Source organism: Bradyrhizobium sp. IC3195, from assembly GCF_020193585.1.
In the GTDB taxonomy this organism is placed as follows: domain Bacteria; phylum Pseudomonadota; class Alphaproteobacteria; order Rhizobiales; family Xanthobacteraceae; genus Bradyrhizobium; species Bradyrhizobium yuanmingense.
The window spans coordinates 444,924-459,425 of the sequence record NZ_JADYVG010000004.1 but is presented as its reverse complement, the minus strand read 5'-3'; the positions used below and the strand labels follow the sequence as shown (position 1 = coordinate 459,425).

At 65.1% G+C, this 14,502-nt stretch carries 12 protein-coding genes; 2 read left to right on the top strand and 10 right to left on the bottom strand.

Annotated elements, in window-relative coordinates; all coding sequences use genetic code 11:
• Window positions 1–2: 2 nt before the first annotated feature.
• Both I6F09_RS12445 and I6F09_RS12440 read right to left on the bottom strand, forming a co-directional pair.
• On the bottom strand, window positions 3–1,589 hold the full coding sequence (locus I6F09_RS12445; protein ID WP_036006106.1) for a B12-binding domain-containing radical SAM protein: 1,587 nt from the start codon (window positions 1,587–1,589) through the stop codon (window positions 3–5).
• Between the two features lie 148 nt (window positions 1,590–1,737).
• The gene (locus tag I6F09_RS12440) at window positions 1,738–3,120 is read right to left on the bottom strand and encodes an ethanolamine ammonia-lyase subunit EutB (protein WP_225188173.1); all 1,383 of its coding nucleotides are present in this window, start codon (window positions 3,118–3,120) and stop codon (window positions 1,738–1,740) included.
• Window positions 3,121–3,355: 235 nt separating this feature from the next.
• Between I6F09_RS12440 and I6F09_RS12435 the strand changes: the two genes are divergently transcribed.
• The gene (locus I6F09_RS12435; protein WP_225188172.1) at window positions 3,356–5,095 is read left to right on the top strand and encodes a methyl-accepting chemotaxis protein; all 1,740 of its coding nucleotides are present in this window, start codon (window positions 3,356–3,358) and stop codon (window positions 5,093–5,095) included.
• 214 nt (window positions 5,096–5,309) lie between these two features.
• Here I6F09_RS12435 and I6F09_RS12430 read toward each other — a convergent pair whose 3' ends face one another.
• The 8 genes from I6F09_RS12430 to I6F09_RS12395 all read right to left on the bottom strand — a co-directional run bounded on the left by I6F09_RS12430 (window position 5,310) and on the right by I6F09_RS12395 (window position 13,120).
• The gene (locus tag I6F09_RS12430; protein ID WP_225188171.1) at window positions 5,310–5,603 is read right to left on the bottom strand and encodes a hypothetical protein; all 294 of its coding nucleotides are present in this window, start codon (window positions 5,601–5,603) and stop codon (window positions 5,310–5,312) included.
• A 158-nt stretch (window positions 5,604–5,761) separates the two neighbouring features.
• A complete protein-coding gene (locus I6F09_RS12425; RefSeq protein WP_225145147.1) occupies window positions 5,762–6,976 on the bottom strand; it encodes an acyl-CoA dehydrogenase family protein in 1,215 nt (404 codons plus the stop codon).
• 224 nt (window positions 6,977–7,200) lie between these two features.
• Window positions 7,201–8,412, bottom strand: coding sequence for an ABC transporter substrate-binding protein (locus I6F09_RS12420; protein ID WP_036006122.1), 1,212 nt, complete (start codon window positions 8,410–8,412; stop codon window positions 7,201–7,203).
• A 224-nt stretch (window positions 8,413–8,636) separates the two neighbouring features.
• The gene (locus I6F09_RS12415; protein WP_036006124.1) at window positions 8,637–9,212 is read right to left on the bottom strand and encodes an HdeD family acid-resistance protein; all 576 of its coding nucleotides are present in this window, start codon (window positions 9,210–9,212) and stop codon (window positions 8,637–8,639) included.
• 144 nt (window positions 9,213–9,356) lie between these two features.
• Entirely contained in the window at window positions 9,357–9,983 is a 627-nt protein-coding gene (folE, locus tag I6F09_RS12410; protein ID WP_057027130.1) for a GTP cyclohydrolase I FolE, read from the bottom strand.
• Window positions 9,984–10,154: 171 nt separating this feature from the next.
• Window positions 10,155–11,048 carry an alpha/beta hydrolase gene (locus tag I6F09_RS12405; protein ID WP_225188170.1) on the bottom strand — a complete coding sequence of 298 codons (894 nt, stop codon included), beginning with the start codon at window positions 11,046–11,048 and terminating at the stop codon, window positions 10,155–10,157.
• Window positions 11,049–11,182: 134 nt separating this feature from the next.
• On the bottom strand, window positions 11,183–12,010 hold the full coding sequence (locus tag I6F09_RS12400; protein WP_036023069.1) for an HD domain-containing protein: 828 nt from the start codon (window positions 12,008–12,010) through the stop codon (window positions 11,183–11,185).
• A gap of 210 nt (window positions 12,011–12,220) precedes the next feature.
• Entirely contained in the window at window positions 12,221–13,120 is a 900-nt protein-coding gene (locus I6F09_RS12395; protein ID WP_225113516.1) for a LysR family transcriptional regulator, read from the bottom strand.
• A gap of 150 nt (window positions 13,121–13,270) precedes the next feature.
• On the opposite strand from I6F09_RS12395, the gene I6F09_RS12390 reads away from it, so the two are divergent.
• Entirely contained in the window at window positions 13,271–14,422 is a 1,152-nt protein-coding gene (locus tag I6F09_RS12390; RefSeq protein ID WP_225188169.1) for an ABC transporter ATP-binding protein, read from the top strand.
• Window positions 14,423–14,502 lie beyond the last annotated feature (80 nt).

The following is a 14,502-nucleotide window of genomic DNA, read 5'->3' as shown; positions in this document are numbered from 1 at the left end:
CATCATTCGGCGGGCACGGCGGCCTCGCGCAGCCGGATCGAATAGTTCGAGGCGTTCTGCTTGCCGCTGGAGGCCGCGCGCGCAAAGGTGATGAGATGGTGCGCGACCAGCGTGCAGCCGATCAGGCCTTCGATGTCGCCGCGCTTGATGCGGCCCAGCGCGAACTTCCAGAACACGCGCCTATAGTCGCCGAGCACGCCGACCTTCCAGAAGATGTTGCGCAGTATGACGAGGCCGCGCCGGATGCTGCGCCAGGTCTTCATCTCGTCCGGCACCGGTACCTTGAGCCGGTTCACATAGACGTGGTCGCATTGGTGCTGATAGCGCGCGTAGACCTTGTCGGGCGCGTAAGCGACTGCCATGGCGTGCTTCCAGGACGCGACGACCTCGTCATAGGGCAGCAGGAAGTCGACGTTGGAATCGCGGCCATCGTCCTCGACCAGCCGCCCCTCGCGCTCAAGCCGGTCCCATAGCGGCGTCTTCGGCAGCGCCTGCAGCAGATTGATGGTGAGCAGCGGAATCCGGGACTCCTCGACGAAGGCGAGCAGCGCCTCCGAGGTGTTCGGCTTGTCGGTGTCGAGCCCCATGATGATGCCCGAGACCACCTCCATGCCGTAGGAGTTGATGGTACGCACGCCCTCCAGGATCGGGACCATCATGTTGTGGTCCTTCTGCATCGCCTTCAGCGCGTCGGGATCCGGCGTCTCGATGCCGCAGAAGATGGTGATGAAATAGGCCTCGCGCATCTTCTCGAGGATCTCGGGGCGTTTGGCGATGTTGAGCGTGGCCTCGCAAGCGAGCCGCACCACGTAGCCGGTCCGCTTCTGCCACTCGATCAGGTGCGGCAGCAGGTCCATGGCCGCCTTGCGGTTGCCGATGAAATTGTCGTCGACGAAATAGACCGTGTCGGTCATGCCGCATTCGCGCAGGCGGTCGAGCTCGGCGATGATCTGCTGCGGCGTCTTGATGCGCGGATTGCGGCCGTAAAGGCCGGGGATGTCGCAGAACTCGCACTGGTAGGGACAGCCGCTGGAATATTGGATGCTGCCGAGGAAGTACTTCTTCACGTCGGCGAGCTCGTAGGCCGGGATCGGAAACTCCGTCATCGGCACGCGGTCCTTGGTCGTGAGCACGACTTGGCTCTCCGGACGCGAGGTGTCGCGCGACAAGATCTCGATCAGCTGGTTGGTGGCGTCGCCGAGCTCGCCGACATGCAGATAATCGAAGGACGGGTAATAGTCGGGACAGGCGCTGACGGAAGGCCCGCCGAGCGCGACCGGCAGATCGAACTCATGGGCGCGGCGGCAGATGTCGTTCATCTGCTGGCGTTGGATGTGCATGCCGCTGACGAAGACGGCTTCCGCCCATTCGAACTCCTCCCTCGTCGTGCGGCGCAGGTTCTCGTCGACGAATTTGACCTGCCATTCCTTCGGAAGATAGGCGGAGATCAGCAGCAGGCCCTGCGGCGGCATGAAGGCGCGGACGCCATCGGTCAGGGGATAGGAATGCTCGAACGTGCCGAAGGACGAGGTGTAGCGCGGAAACACGCAGAGAATCCGCCGGGACGTTCCGTTACTTTCAGCTCGCATCAAAGCTCCCCCGCCACACTCAACCGATGGTGCGGAAATTGCCAGCCCGACACATAGCGTAATGCTGTCGGCGGAATTTCTCAATATTGTGGCGTAAGCATAATTCCGAGAGGCGCCGATGGTTTCCCAACCGAGTTGACCTTCCGCCTCATGCGATCAGCCGCGCGGCAAAATCGGGCAGCAGGCCTGCATCGCCAGCAATCCGGAAATCGGCACCTGCAATGCCCGAGCGCGCCAGCCAGTCGTCGAATTCCGGCGCGCGGCGCAGCGCGAAGACGTCCCTGACATAGAGCGCGTCGTGAAAAGACGTCGACTGGTAGTTCAGCATGACGTCGTCGGCACCGGGAACACCCATGATGAAGGTGACGCCGGCGGCGGCGAGCAGCGTCAGGAGATTGTCCATATCGTCCTGATCTGCCTCGGCGTGGTTGGTGTAGCAGATGTCGACCCCGAGCGGCAGGCCGAGCAGCTTGCCACAGAAATGATCCTCCAGCCCGGCGCGGATGATTTCCTTGCCGTCATAGAGGTATTCCGGGCCGATGAAGCCGACCACGCTGTTGACCAGCAGCGGAGCGAAGGCGCGGGCGACCGCATAGGCGCGCGCCTCGCAGGTCTGCTGGTCGACGCCGTGATGGGCGCCCGCCGACAGCGCCGAGCCCTGGCCGGTCTCGAAATACATCAGGTCCCGCCCGACCGTGCCGCGCGACTGCGACAGCCCGGCCTCTTGCGCCTCCTTCAACAGTGCGAGGTCGATGCCGAAGCTGCGGTTGGCGGCCTCGGTGCCCGCGACCGACTGGAAGACGAGGTCGACCGGCACGCCCTGCCCGATCAGCGACAGCGTCGTCGTGACATGGGTCAGGACGCAGCCTTGCGTCGGGATCTGCAGCCGCGCGATGATCTCGTCGAGCAGCCGCAGCAATTGCGCGATGACGGCGGGGTCGTCGCTGGCGGGATTGATGCCGATGCAGGCATCGCCCGCCCCCAGCAGGATGCCGTCGAGGATCGAGGCGGTGATGCCCCTTGCATCGTCGAAGGGATGGTTCGGCTGCAGGCGTGTGCTCATCCGCCCCCTCAGGCCGATAGTGTTGCGAAAGGCGGTGGTGACCTCGCATTTCCGCGCCGCCAGGATCAGATCCTGGTTGCGCATCAGCTTCGACACCGCGGCCGCCATCTCCGGCGTGATGCCGGGCGCCAGCTTGCGCAGGATCTCGGGCGTTGCGGCGTCCGACAGCAGCCAGTCGCGGAAGGCGCCGACCGTCAGCGATGCCACCGGCGCGAACGCCTTGGCGTCATGGCTGTCGATGACGAGGCGGGTGACCTCGTCGGCCTCGTAGGGAACGACGGCTTCCTGCAGGAACTGGCCGAGCGGCACATCGGCGAGCGCCATCCGCGCGGCGATCATCTGCTCGGAGCTGGCAGCGGCAATGCCGGCCAGCCGGTCGCCGGAGCGCGGGGGTGTCGCCTTGGCGAGCAGGTCGCGCAGGTCAGGGAAGTTGTAGGTCGTGGCGTCGATGCTGTGGCGGTAGACCAAGGGTCTCTCCGGGGTTGCTCGGCCAACGGCCGACTCCAAGACTATCCCAAAAGACTATCCTGAAACTAAACCTTCGGATCAAGACGCTGAAATGACTTACCTTTCCTTCGACCAAGGACGGAGGCGGCCAGGCCGCGCGTTAACGAGGCGTCCATCTTCGTTCTGCATAGTTTTGCAACAATTTGCCTGACCCCGTTCACCGGCCGGTCAGGCCAATCCGGGCTCCTTGAACATCATGACATCCGACCGATCTGGGAATGCCGCCAAGCCGGCAGGCCGCTTCACGCTTGCCAGCAAGCTCTATGCGATCTTCGCGCTGTTCGCGCTGCTCACGGCAGCGATCGCGATCTTGTCCGACTACAACAGCCGCCGCAGCGCGGACCTCGCAGTCGCGATTGAGACGGCCAATGCCGCCGCGCTGAACGTCGAGCGGGTCAACTCCCTCGTCTATGCGGTGGTGATGGAATCGCGCGGCATCTACATGTCGACCGACCCGGCCGTGGTGAAGAAATACGGCGACGGCCTGCTCAAGTTCAACGCCCAGATCCTCGACGTCGTGAAGCGCTGGGAGACCATCGTCAAGGCCGACGATGCCGAGCAGTTCGCGACCTTCAAGAAGCGCATCGAGCAGTTCGTCGAGTTCCGCAAGGAGCTGGTGCGGCGCGGCGTCGAGATCAACGCGGCAGCGGGCCGCGAATGGGGCGACAACGACGCCAACCGCAGCGTCCGCTCGGCGCTGAACAAGGACCTCGAGGCGCTGTCCAAGGTCTATGCCGAGCGCGGCAGGCAGATCGCGCAGCAGACCGAGATCGCCCGCACATTGTCGTTCATCCTCACCTGCCTCGGCGGCGTGGCGCTGGCCCTCGTCGTCGCTGGCATCGTCATCATTGCCCGCTCGATCGCCCGGCCGCTCGCCGCGATCACCGCAACCATCAAGCAGGTCGCCGACGGCGCCGCCGATGTCGTGGTCCCGCACTCCGACCGCGCCGACGAGATAGGCGCGCTGGCCCGCGCCATCCAGGTGTTCCAGGACTCGATGGGGCGCAACCGCAACCTCGCCTCGCAAGTGTCGCAAGACGCCGCCGCGCGCGAGGAGCGCGCCCGTCACGTCGAGCGGTCCGTCGAGCAATTTCGCGAGGCGATCGGCGCGATCATGCGCGGCCTCAGCGACAACGCCTCCGTCATGCGCGAGACGGCGCAGACCATCACGCGGGTCACAGCGGATGCGAGCAGCCGCGCCGGCACCGCGGCGAATGCCACCGAGCAGGCCTCGCACAACGTCACCGCGGTGGCGGGCGCGGCCGAGGAGCTTTCGGCCTCGGTGGTGGAGATCGGCCGCCAGGTGCGGCAGAGCGCCGGCGCGGTCGAGCAGACCGGCCAGCGCACCGAGAAGTCGATCTCCGAGATCGAGAGCCTCGCTGCAGCCACGCAACGCATCGACGGCGTGCTCAACCTGATCCAGGCGATCGCCGAGCAGACCAACCTGCTCGCGTTGAACGCCACCATCGAGGCGGCGCGCGCCGGCGATGCCGGCCGCGGCTTTGCCGTCGTCGCCCACGAGGTGAAGGCGCTCGCGGGCCAGACCGCCAAGGCCACGGCCGAGATCAGCGAGAACGTCGCGATGATCCAAGCCTCGACGCGGAACGCCGTCGACGCCGTGCGCGAGATCGGCGGGGCGGTGCGCGAGATCAACGAGGTCACGTCCGCGATTGCCGGCGCCGTCAGTCAGCAGGACCAGGCCACGCGCGAGATCTCCTCCAACGCGCAAAGCGCTGCCCAAGGCAACGAGACGCTGGTGGCGAACATCACCTCGCTGCGCGATGCCATCGGCGAGACCGATACTGCGGCGGCTTCGGTGTTCACCGCCGCCAGCAGCCTGACCGAGACGGCGCAGACGCTGTCGCGGGAGGTGGAGACGTTCTTCCAGAATCTGCGCGCGGGGTCGGCGGACGGTCGCATCGCCAAGGCGGGGTAGCGGCCCGCCTGGCGCCGCGAAAACGGTCGCTCCAGCAAAAACGGAAAAACAACCCCATGCACAGTAGACGGGGGTCAGCTTTTTCAATGGCTTGGCGGCCCGGCGCGAAGCCCTGCTGTTTTTACGGACCGATTTTGACTCGTCGGGCAAAACAGGGGCATGATGTCAGCATGCCGAGCGTGGCGCCTGTGCCGCGGCTGGCAACCGAACGGGGTTACCGCTCCGAACCCGATCGAGCGACCAAGATCCGGACGCGGCCGCCGGCATCCTCGAGCTCGCGGTAACGACTTAGTTCGGCCTGGAGCTCCGGATCGGACCTTGCCCAGGCCAGCCAGTCGAACGGGACCGCGCTGAGCAGCCGGGTATCCACGAGGATCACATCCGGACGACCGGCGCGCAGGTCCGCGAGCAAGTGCCGCCGCTCGAAATCGATGATGCTGTCCAGTCTTGCGCGCTCGCCTTCGGCATCGGACGTTTTCTCGCGCGAAAGCGATCTGTGCTCTTTCACCTGGGTGAACCCGCCATGGCGTGCAGGGTCACTCTCGGTCAGCAGTAGTTACTATGTACTACAGTGATCTGAGGCCATACTGGATCGCGGCCAAAGGACTTGCCCGTCGCGGCGCTTCGAAGCGCCGCCGATGCGCAATCCGGCCACGGACCACGGCGCTACCCCATCACCCCGCCGCGCCTGATCAGCTCCTTGCCGACGGCCGCGAGATGCACTTGGTCCGGCCCGTCGCCGATGCGGATGAAGCGGGCATAGACGTAAGCGCGCGCGAGGAACGTGTCCTGCGAGACCCCGGCGGCGCCGTGGATCTGAATGGCGCGGTCGATGACGCGGGCGGCCATGCTCGGGACCACGATCTTGGCCGCGGCGATCAGGTCGCGCGCGGCCTTGTTGCCCTCGCGGTCCATCTTGTCGGCGGCTTGCAAGGTGAGCAGGCGCGCCTGCGCAATCTCGCAGAAGGAGTGCGCGATGTCCTCGCGTACCGAGCCCTGCTCTGCGAGCGGCTTGCCGAAGGCGACGCGCGAGACCGCGCGCTGGCACATCAATTCCAGCGCCCGCTGGGCGCAGCCGATCAGGCGCATGCAGTGGTGAATGCGGCCGGGGCCGAGCCGGCCTTGCGCGATCTCGAAGCCGCGGCCCTCGCCGAGCAGAATGTTCTCGGCGGGGACGCGGACGTTGTCGTAGACGATCTCGGGATGGCCGACCGGCGCATCGTCATAGCCGTAGGTGAGCATGTCGCGGAGGATGCGCACCCCACGCGTATTCTTCGGCACCAGGATCATGGATTGCTGGCGATGGCGGTCGGGATGGTCGGGCGCGGTCTTGCCCATCACGATCAGGATCTCGCAATCCTCGTTCATCGCGCCCGAGGTGAACCATTTGCGGCCGTTGATCACGTAGTCGTCGCCGTCACGCCGGATCTCGCACTGGATGTTGGTGGCGTCGCTGGAGGCGACCTGCGGCTCCGTCATCGAGAAGCCGGAGCGGATGCGCCCCTCCAGGAGCGGCTTCAGCCAGCGCTCCTGCTGCGCCTTGGTGCCGTAGTTTGCGAGCACCTCCATGTTGCCGACATCGGGCGCGGAGCAGTTGAAGACCTCGGGCGCCCAGAGGATGCGGCCCATGATCTCCTTCACCGGCGCGTATTCGAGATTGGTCAGACCCGGCCCGTGCTCGCCGGACAGGAACAGGTTCCAGAGCCCCTGCTCGCGCGCCCGCCGCTTCAGATCCTGAAGGATTTGCGGAGTCTTGTAGCGTGAAGCTTCCGGCTTGACCTGCTCGTAGTAGAGCTCCTCGACCGGCTCGACATGGGCCTGCATGAACTGGCGAACGCGGTCCTGGAGCTCCAGCGAACGGGCGGAGTGGTGAAAGTCCATGGTGGTCTCCTGTTCGCCAAGTATATTGCGCTCGATGAGGGCGCTTCTTCCCTTCTCCCCTTGTGGGAGAAGGTGGCGCGAAGCGCCGGATGAGGGGTTGTCTCCGCAAGCACAACAGACAGCTTCGCACGCGGAGAGAAACCCCTCACCCGGCTGCGCTTCGCGCATCCACCCTCTCCCACAAGGGGAGAGGGTGCACCGCCGTGTGGCCGCTATTTCATGCCTCACGTTCCGCGCAACAGCTCGCTTGCCACCACCCAGTCGTTGCCGTCGAACTGGAGCATGTAGCCGTCCTTGATCGGGCGGAAATCCTGCGGCGTGGTGTTGAGGGTGATGCCGGGCATCAGGAGCGACAGCGGCACGTTCTTCAGATTCGCGGCCTGCGCCATGATGTTCTCGCGCGTCAGGTTGTCCTTGCACTGCTTCAGCAGCGCCACCAGCGCCTCGGCGACGGTGTAGCCGTAGAGGCCGGCGACGTTGTTGATGTCGGCATTGGGCAGGCGCTTCTTCATGAAGTCGATATAGGCCGTCATCGCCGGATCGTCCTTCGGCGCCTCGACGAACGGCTTGAGCGCGCCGAGCGACAGCACGCCCTTGCCGGCCTCCAGGCCAGCGGGCGCCATCACGGTGGCCTTGTTGGCGCAGCCAGAGGCCAGAAAGCGCGTCGGCTGCCAGCCGACCTCGTGCGCCTTGCGGATCGCCTGCGCGCAGGCTCGCGGCGTCACCGAATAGATCATGAAGACGTCGGCCTTGGTATTGGCGAGCGTCAGGACCTGGGAATCGACGGTGGGGTCGGCGACCTCGAAGCTCGAGGCCATCGCGATCGCCTTGTCGGCGTCGGCACCGAGCGCCTCCTTGACGCCGCGAAGATATTCCTTGCCGGCGTCGTCGTTCTGGTAGAGCACCGCAAAGCGCGCATTCGGGTTCCTGGCGCGGGCATAGGCGACGTCGATCGCGGCCTCGCTGGTGTAGTTCGGCGCCCAGGGCAGCGCGATCGACCAAGGCATGTTGGCGGGATCGTTCCACTTCGAGGCCGAGCTGATCAGGAAGATCTGCGGCACCTTGTTGCTGTTGAGATATTTTGCGATCGCCGAGCTCGGCGCCGTGCCCATGGTGGCGAAGATGAAGGCGACGCCGTCGCCTTCGACGAGGCGCCGCGCGGCTTCCATGGTCTTGGGCGGCGAGAAGGCATCGTCGAGCGAGATCAGATTGAGCTTGCGGCCGCCAACGCCGCCCTTCTCGTTGATCTCGTCGAAATAGGCGGAGATCACCCGTCCCGTGATGCTGAGCGGCGATGCCGGGCCGCTATAGGGCATGGTGTTGCCGATCTTGATCTCGGTGTCGCTGACTCCAGGACCGTAGGATTTTTGCGCGGAGACAGGGGCGGACAAGCAGGCGGCAGCCAGCGCTGCGGCCAGGGCCAAAGCGGCTTTCATGGTTTTCTCCCCAATGATTGTCGCCGCGGCGAAACGACCGCGCGGCGCGCTGCTTCTTGTCAGCGCGTCAGATCAGCGGAGTTCATCAAGATGGTCTTGCGTCGAGTTGCTGATGGCATCGCCTGAAGCGCGACGAGATTTTGATGAATCGTCATCGTGCGTCAGGTTGTTCTTGACGCATGAGCTTTCCGGAAAACCGCTTCGGCACTTTTCCGGATCATGCTTTAGCCGCGCCGCTTCAAGGCGAAGCCCAAGCTGACCCATCCGGCACCGGCCATGATCAGGTCGATGCCGAGGAACAGGCCGAGGATGTAGACGCTGTTCACCGGCCAGCGCACCAGGATCAGCAGCCCGAGCAGCAGCGTGACGACGGCCGACACCGCCACCCAGCCCCACGGGCTTTCGCGCTTCATGCTGAAGGCGAGAAACAGCCTGACCGCGCCGGAGGCCAGCAGCGAGGCGCCGAGGAACAGCGTGAGCAGAACCGCGGCGAAGAGCGGGTTCGCGAAGGTGAGGAAGCCGGCAACGATGTAGAGCACACCGAGCAAGGCCCAGATCAGGAACTTTCCCCAGCTCTTCATCTGGAATGCGCCGATCACCTCGGTGACGCCGGCGACGATCATCATTGCACCGACCACGATCACGCTCGCCACCGTTGCCATCACCATGCTGCCGAGCGCGACGAAGCCGGCAATCAGGTAGACGACGCCGAGCGCGACGATCCAGCCCCATTTGGCGTGTAGCGCAGCCATTCCCGAGCCGAGACCGGACGGATGAGACGTATCTGACGCAGTTGTCATGGGCCACTCCTGCATGCGAAGCCCCCGGGCACACGCCATGATAGCACGCACCCGACCGAGACAACACCCAGCAGAGCAGACCTCGCCTGCCGCAACCTTGACGCAAATCAAGATCGAATGCGGCGGGTCAGCGCCGAGCGCAGGTCAATCGTCCGAACTGGCGAGCCCCAGCAGTTCCTGGCGCGTCAGCGCATTGTCGCGGAACACACCCAGCATACGGCTGGTGACGAGATCGGTCCCGGGCTTGTGCGCGCCGCGCGTGGTCATGCAGTGATGTGTCGCCTTGATGATGACCCCGACGCCTTCAGGCTTGAGCACATCGTTGATGGTATTGGCGATCTGCGCGGTCATCTTCTCCTGGATCTGGAGCCGTTTTGCGTAGACGTCCACCACGCGTGCGAGCTTGGAGATGCCGACCACGCGCCCCTGCGGAATATAGGCGACCCAGGCGCGGCCGACGATCGGCGCCATGTGGTGCTCGCAATGGCTCTCGAAGCGAACGCCGCGCAGGACGATCATCTCGTCATAGCCCTCGATCTCCTCGAAGGTCTTTTGCAGGATCTCGGTCGGATCCTGCGCGTATCCGGAAAAATACTCTGCGAACGCGCGTGCAACGCGAGCAGGTGTCTCGCGCAAACCGTCGCGCGCGGGATCATCGCCGGCCCAGCGGATCATGGTCCGGATCGCCTGTTCGACCTCCGCCCTGTCAGGCCGATCGGTCGGCGTCTGCGCCACGGCGACACGTTCCAGCTTGCGCACTTGTGACTTCATCAAGCTTCTCCCCTGCAACGAGCCCGCATATGGAAGCGGGCCCACAGCTTGGACGGCCGCAATCGGAAAAGGTTCCCGAAAGTCGGGGAAATTTGGGGAACGGATGGATGGCCTAGTGCCGACCCGCCAATCCCCTCATGATGAGGTGCGCCGAGGGCGCCTCGGGGCCGCCTATGACGCAGCCGCTTTCCGCACGTCGATCACGGCCTGTGCCCATTCGGCCGGCCGCTCCTGCGGCAAATTGTGACCGGCATCGGTGAAGACGCGCCGCTCGAAAAATCCCTCGAACTTGCGCGCGTGGTGGGCGGTGCCGGAATTGACGCCGTCGCTGTCGCCGTCGATCGCGATCGTCGGGACGCGGATCGTCGGCTGCGCGGCGAGCTTTGCCTCGATGCCCGCATAGGCGGGATCGCCGGCCACCAGTGCGTAACGATGGCGGTAGGAATGGATCACGACGTCGACGAAATCGGGATTGTCGAACGACACGGCGCTTGTCTCGAACGTCGCGTCGTCGAAGGCCCATTTCGGCGACCACATCGTCCAGAGCTGACGGGCAAAGCCGCGGCGGTTGCGTTCCAGCGCGCGGCGGCCGCGCTCGTTGTGGAAGAGATACTGATACCAGAACGCCGCCTCCTCCGGCGGCGAGGCCGGCTCCATGGCGAGGGCGATGTTCTGGATGTTGTAGGAATTGCCGGAGACGAGACCGATCACGCGCTCCGGATAGAGCGCCGAGACCACGCAGGCGGCGCGCCCGCCCCAATCATAGCCGCCGACGATGGCCCGCCTGATCCCGAGCGCATCCATGAAGGCCAGGAGATCGGCACCTAACGCCGCCTGCTCGCCGGAGCGCAGCGTCTCGGCGAAGCGAAACCGCGTCGGCCCGTAGCCGCGCAGCCAGGGCACCAGCACGCGGGCGCCGGCCTCGGCGATAACAGGCGCGGTCTCGGCATAGGCGTTCGCGTCATAGGGAAAGCCATGCCCCATGATGCAGGGCCAGCCGTCCGGCGCACCGTATTCGCGATAAGCGACGTCGAGAATATCAGTGGTGATGGTTTTTTGTTGCATGATTTGCTCACGGATGATCTCGTTGCGCAGAGCTCTTGTAGCCCGCATGGAGCGAAGCGCAATGCGGGGACGCCTGTATCCGCGAATCCCGGATTTCGCTTACGCTCCATCCGGGCTACGAGGCTACAAGGGGCCTATTTCTGCGGACCGGACAGCGAGATGTCGCGTTCGGCGCGGAACACGTTGCTGTAGAGGTTGGCGATCCATTGCCGGCCGATCTCGGTCTTGTTGAGATAGCCGATCTCGGTCTGGATGTGCGGAGCAACGCTGTTCCAATAGAATTGCGGATAGCGGTTCACGATGTCGGCGGGCGAGTCGTAGCCGAGCTGGCGGTTGATGCCGACCTCCTCGAACTCGTAATAAAGCGCGTTGGCCTTGCGCAGATAGTTGGGATCGCCGAGCTGGCCGATGAAATCGGCCGCACGCAGGATCGAGGCTTCGTCGTCGTATTCCTGGCCTTCACGGGCGGGAAAGCGCGTCCCCTCGATGGCGCGGGCAACGCGCTCCGGATCGACTCCCGGGATATGCCGCAGCCGCCGCGTCACATACAGCTTCGAGCGGTCGACGTGATACATCATCAGGCTCGCGTCCGATGCACCGCGCGGCAGCGAGATCTTGTTGTCGGCGGCGTCGATGACGAAGCCGTCGGCGTCATCCTCCTCGAAGAGGCCGCGGACATAGCCGATGTCGTGGGCAAGGCAGGCGATCAGGACATGAACGTAATCTTCGGCCGAGAGATGGGTATGAAGGCTTCGGCCGCGGAGGATCGCCTGGGCGGCCAGGGTCACCAACATCGTATGCTCGATATTGTGGTAGAGCGCATCGCTGTTGCCGATGCATTCCATCGCGGTACGGGTTGCGCTTGCAACGATGCTTGCGGAAGTCTCATCGTACCGGCGGCGCATGAAGTTGCCGAGGAACTGCTCCAGCGATTCAGCTGCCAGTCTGGGTAAGGTTATCATGGACGCAGCCCCGTCCGCCGCTGGTATCCCATGCCATCTCCCGACGTCTCATTCTTGTCGTCGACGCAGCGGGGAGCATAGCCCATCTTGGGCCGGGTAACCAAACTTCGGGGACGGAAAATACGCAAATACCTTACCGTCCCGCTGCGCAACATCACGGTTGCCGTCACAGTTCAGCACAACCCAAAGCGGCGGGAAGGCGGCCGCCGCTCAGGGCGCGGCCAGGATATCGGCGCCGTCGGCCGGGCGCGAAAGGCTTCGGGCCAGGTAGAACAGCTCGACCAGCTTGCCGCGCTTGCCCGCCAGCGAGAAGATGTATTCGGGCGACTCCGCCTCGATTTCCGCGATCGCCACCTTCGCGATCCGGTCGATGCGGCTCGAGCCGTGCTCCCAGACGAAGCCGACGCCAAGCCGGTTGGCGACCGCCTCCAGCATCCCCTCGCGCGTATTGACGATGATCGCCGGACTGGCGCGCAGGTTGAGGGCGCGAAACGCCCGGTCGACGGCGCGCTGGGTCGCGGAATCCCGGGTCCGGAACACCAGCGGATATTGCATGAGGCCGGCGATGGACACGCGCGACTGGCGGCTGAGGTCGTGAACGGGATGGCAGATCGCAACGACGCGCTGCTGCACGCAGGGCTCGCGCCGGAAGCGGTTGTCATGCGGCACCTCCGGCAATACGGCGACGTCGACGCGCTGGTCGACCACCGCGGCCATGATCGCCGACCAGCTGCCGATCTCGATGTTGATCTGGATCTTCGGATAGAGGTTGCGGAACGCCGCGATCAACGCCATGCCGGGCATGGCGTTGCCGAGCCCGATGCGAAGCTCACCTCCCGTGAGCTCGTCGCGCTGCTGCAGGATGGCGAGCGCATCGGCTTCGACCGCCTGCATGCGGCTCGTCGCGGCATAGAGCCGCCGGCACAGCGATGTCGCGATCAGGGTCTGGCCGTGCCGGTCGAACAGCGCCACCCCGAACTCGGCCTCCAGATCCCGCACCAACTGCGCAACGGCCGGCTGCGACACCCCGAGCCGCCTTGCCGCAGCGGCAAAGCTGCCGGTCTCGAACACCGCATTGACCGCCCGAACGCGCGACGACGTCAACGCCACGACGACAACCCCAAGATGATATTCCCCGTCGGACGGGGCGAAAGCAAAACCTGGGATGACCATAAGGAAGGCCATTGACCGTTATGTGAATGTCAGACGCGCTTCCTACTCCTCGTGCGCCGCAAACGGACCAGCAGGGGATCAGCGCGCATGGCGCAAATCGAACTATCCGCAATCCGCAAGTCCTTTGACGGCACCGACGTCCTGAAAGGCATCGATTTCCGCATCGCCGACGGCGAGTTCATCTCGCTGGTCGGCCCGTCCGGCTGCGGCAAGTCGACCCTGCTTCGCATCATTGCCGGGCTCGAGCCGCAGAATTCCGGCGAGGTCCGCATCGACGGCCGCCCCGTGGACGGCATTCGCCCGAGCGCGCGTAACCTCGCGATGGTGTTCCAATCCTATGCGCTTTATCCGCATTTGAGCGCCTTCGACAACATCGCGGTGCCGCTGCGGATGCGGCGCCTCTCCGCGATCGAGCGACTGCCGCTACTGGGTGCGCTGCTGCCGGGCCGGCGCGCCAAGGAACGGCACATTCGCGCCGACATCGAAGGCATCGCCGAGCAGCTCGACATCAGCCCATTGCTGCGGCGCAAGCCCGGACAATTGTCCGGCGGACAGCGGCAACGCGTCGCGGTCGGACGCGCCATGGTGCGCGAGCCGGTGGCCTTCCTGTTCGACGAACCGCTCTCCAATCTCGACGCCAAGCTGCGCGTCCACATGCGCGCAGAGCTCGCCGAGCTGCATCGCCGCCTCAAGGCAACGTTCGTCTACGTCACGCACGACCAGGCCGAGGCGATGACGATGTCGAGCCGGATCGCCGTCATGATGGGCGGTGAGCTGATCCAGGCCGGCACGCCGGCCGAGATCTACAACGAGCCCGGCGACATCCGCGTTGCCGAATTCATCGGCAGCCCCAAGATCAACGTCCTCCCCGGCCGGATCCGCAAGGACGGCGGCGTCGATGTGCTGGGGACCGCCTTGAAACTTACGTGCAGTGCGGCGGCCGGCGATTGCCGCATCGGGGTCCGTCCGGAGCGGGTCGAGCTCGGCACCGGGCCGTTCTCCGGAACCGTCGTCCATCTGGAGAATCTCGGCGCCGAGGCCTTCGTGCATCTGGCGGTCGAAGGCACCGGGTCGCGCCTGATCGCGCGGCTCGCGGACGTCAAGCATTTGCCGGCGATGGCAAGCTCCGTCGCCTTCGGCTTCGCACCAGACGCGGTGCGGATGTTCGATCCGGCCGGGAAACGGATCGAGCTCAGAATGGAGCAGGCCGAGCGCATCCGTGAGCCCGCCCATGTCTGACGGCTCGATGACCATCGGCGCGGCCGGCGCTCCCGCGGGCACGACAAGGCGCACGCTGCCGGCCCATGGCAGCAGGCGGA

What these genes read in the sequence shown, in the direction of transcription:
- I6F09_RS12420 (WP_036006122.1), bottom strand. Translation starts at nt 8,412, where the DNA reads ATGAAAGCCGCTTTGGCCCTGGCCGCAGCGCTGGCTGCCGCCTGCTTG.
- folE (WP_057027130.1), bottom strand. Translation starts at nt 9,983, where the DNA reads ATGAAGTCACAAGTGCGCAAGCTGGAACGTGTCGCCGTGGCGCAGACG.
- I6F09_RS12415 (WP_036006124.1), bottom strand. Translation starts at nt 9,212, where the DNA reads ATGACAACTGCGTCAGATACGTCTCATCCGTCCGGTCTCGGCTCGGGA.
- I6F09_RS12425 (WP_225145147.1), bottom strand. Translation starts at nt 6,976, where the DNA reads ATGGACTTTCACCACTCCGCCCGTTCGCTGGAGCTCCAGGACCGCGTT.
- I6F09_RS12445 (WP_036006106.1), bottom strand. Translation starts at nt 1,589, where the DNA reads ATGCGAGCTGAAAGTAACGGAACGTCCCGGCGGATTCTCTGCGTGTTT.
- I6F09_RS12400 (WP_036023069.1), bottom strand. Translation starts at nt 12,010, where the DNA reads ATGATAACCTTACCCAGACTGGCAGCTGAATCGCTGGAGCAGTTCCTC.
- I6F09_RS12405 (WP_225188170.1), bottom strand. Translation starts at nt 11,048, where the DNA reads ATGCAACAAAAAACCATCACCACTGATATTCTCGACGTCGCTTATCGC.
- I6F09_RS12435 (WP_225188172.1), top strand. Translation starts at nt 3,356, where the DNA reads ATGACATCCGACCGATCTGGGAATGCCGCCAAGCCGGCAGGCCGCTTC.
- I6F09_RS12390 (WP_225188169.1), top strand. Translation starts at nt 13,271, where the DNA reads ATGGCGCAAATCGAACTATCCGCAATCCGCAAGTCCTTTGACGGCACC.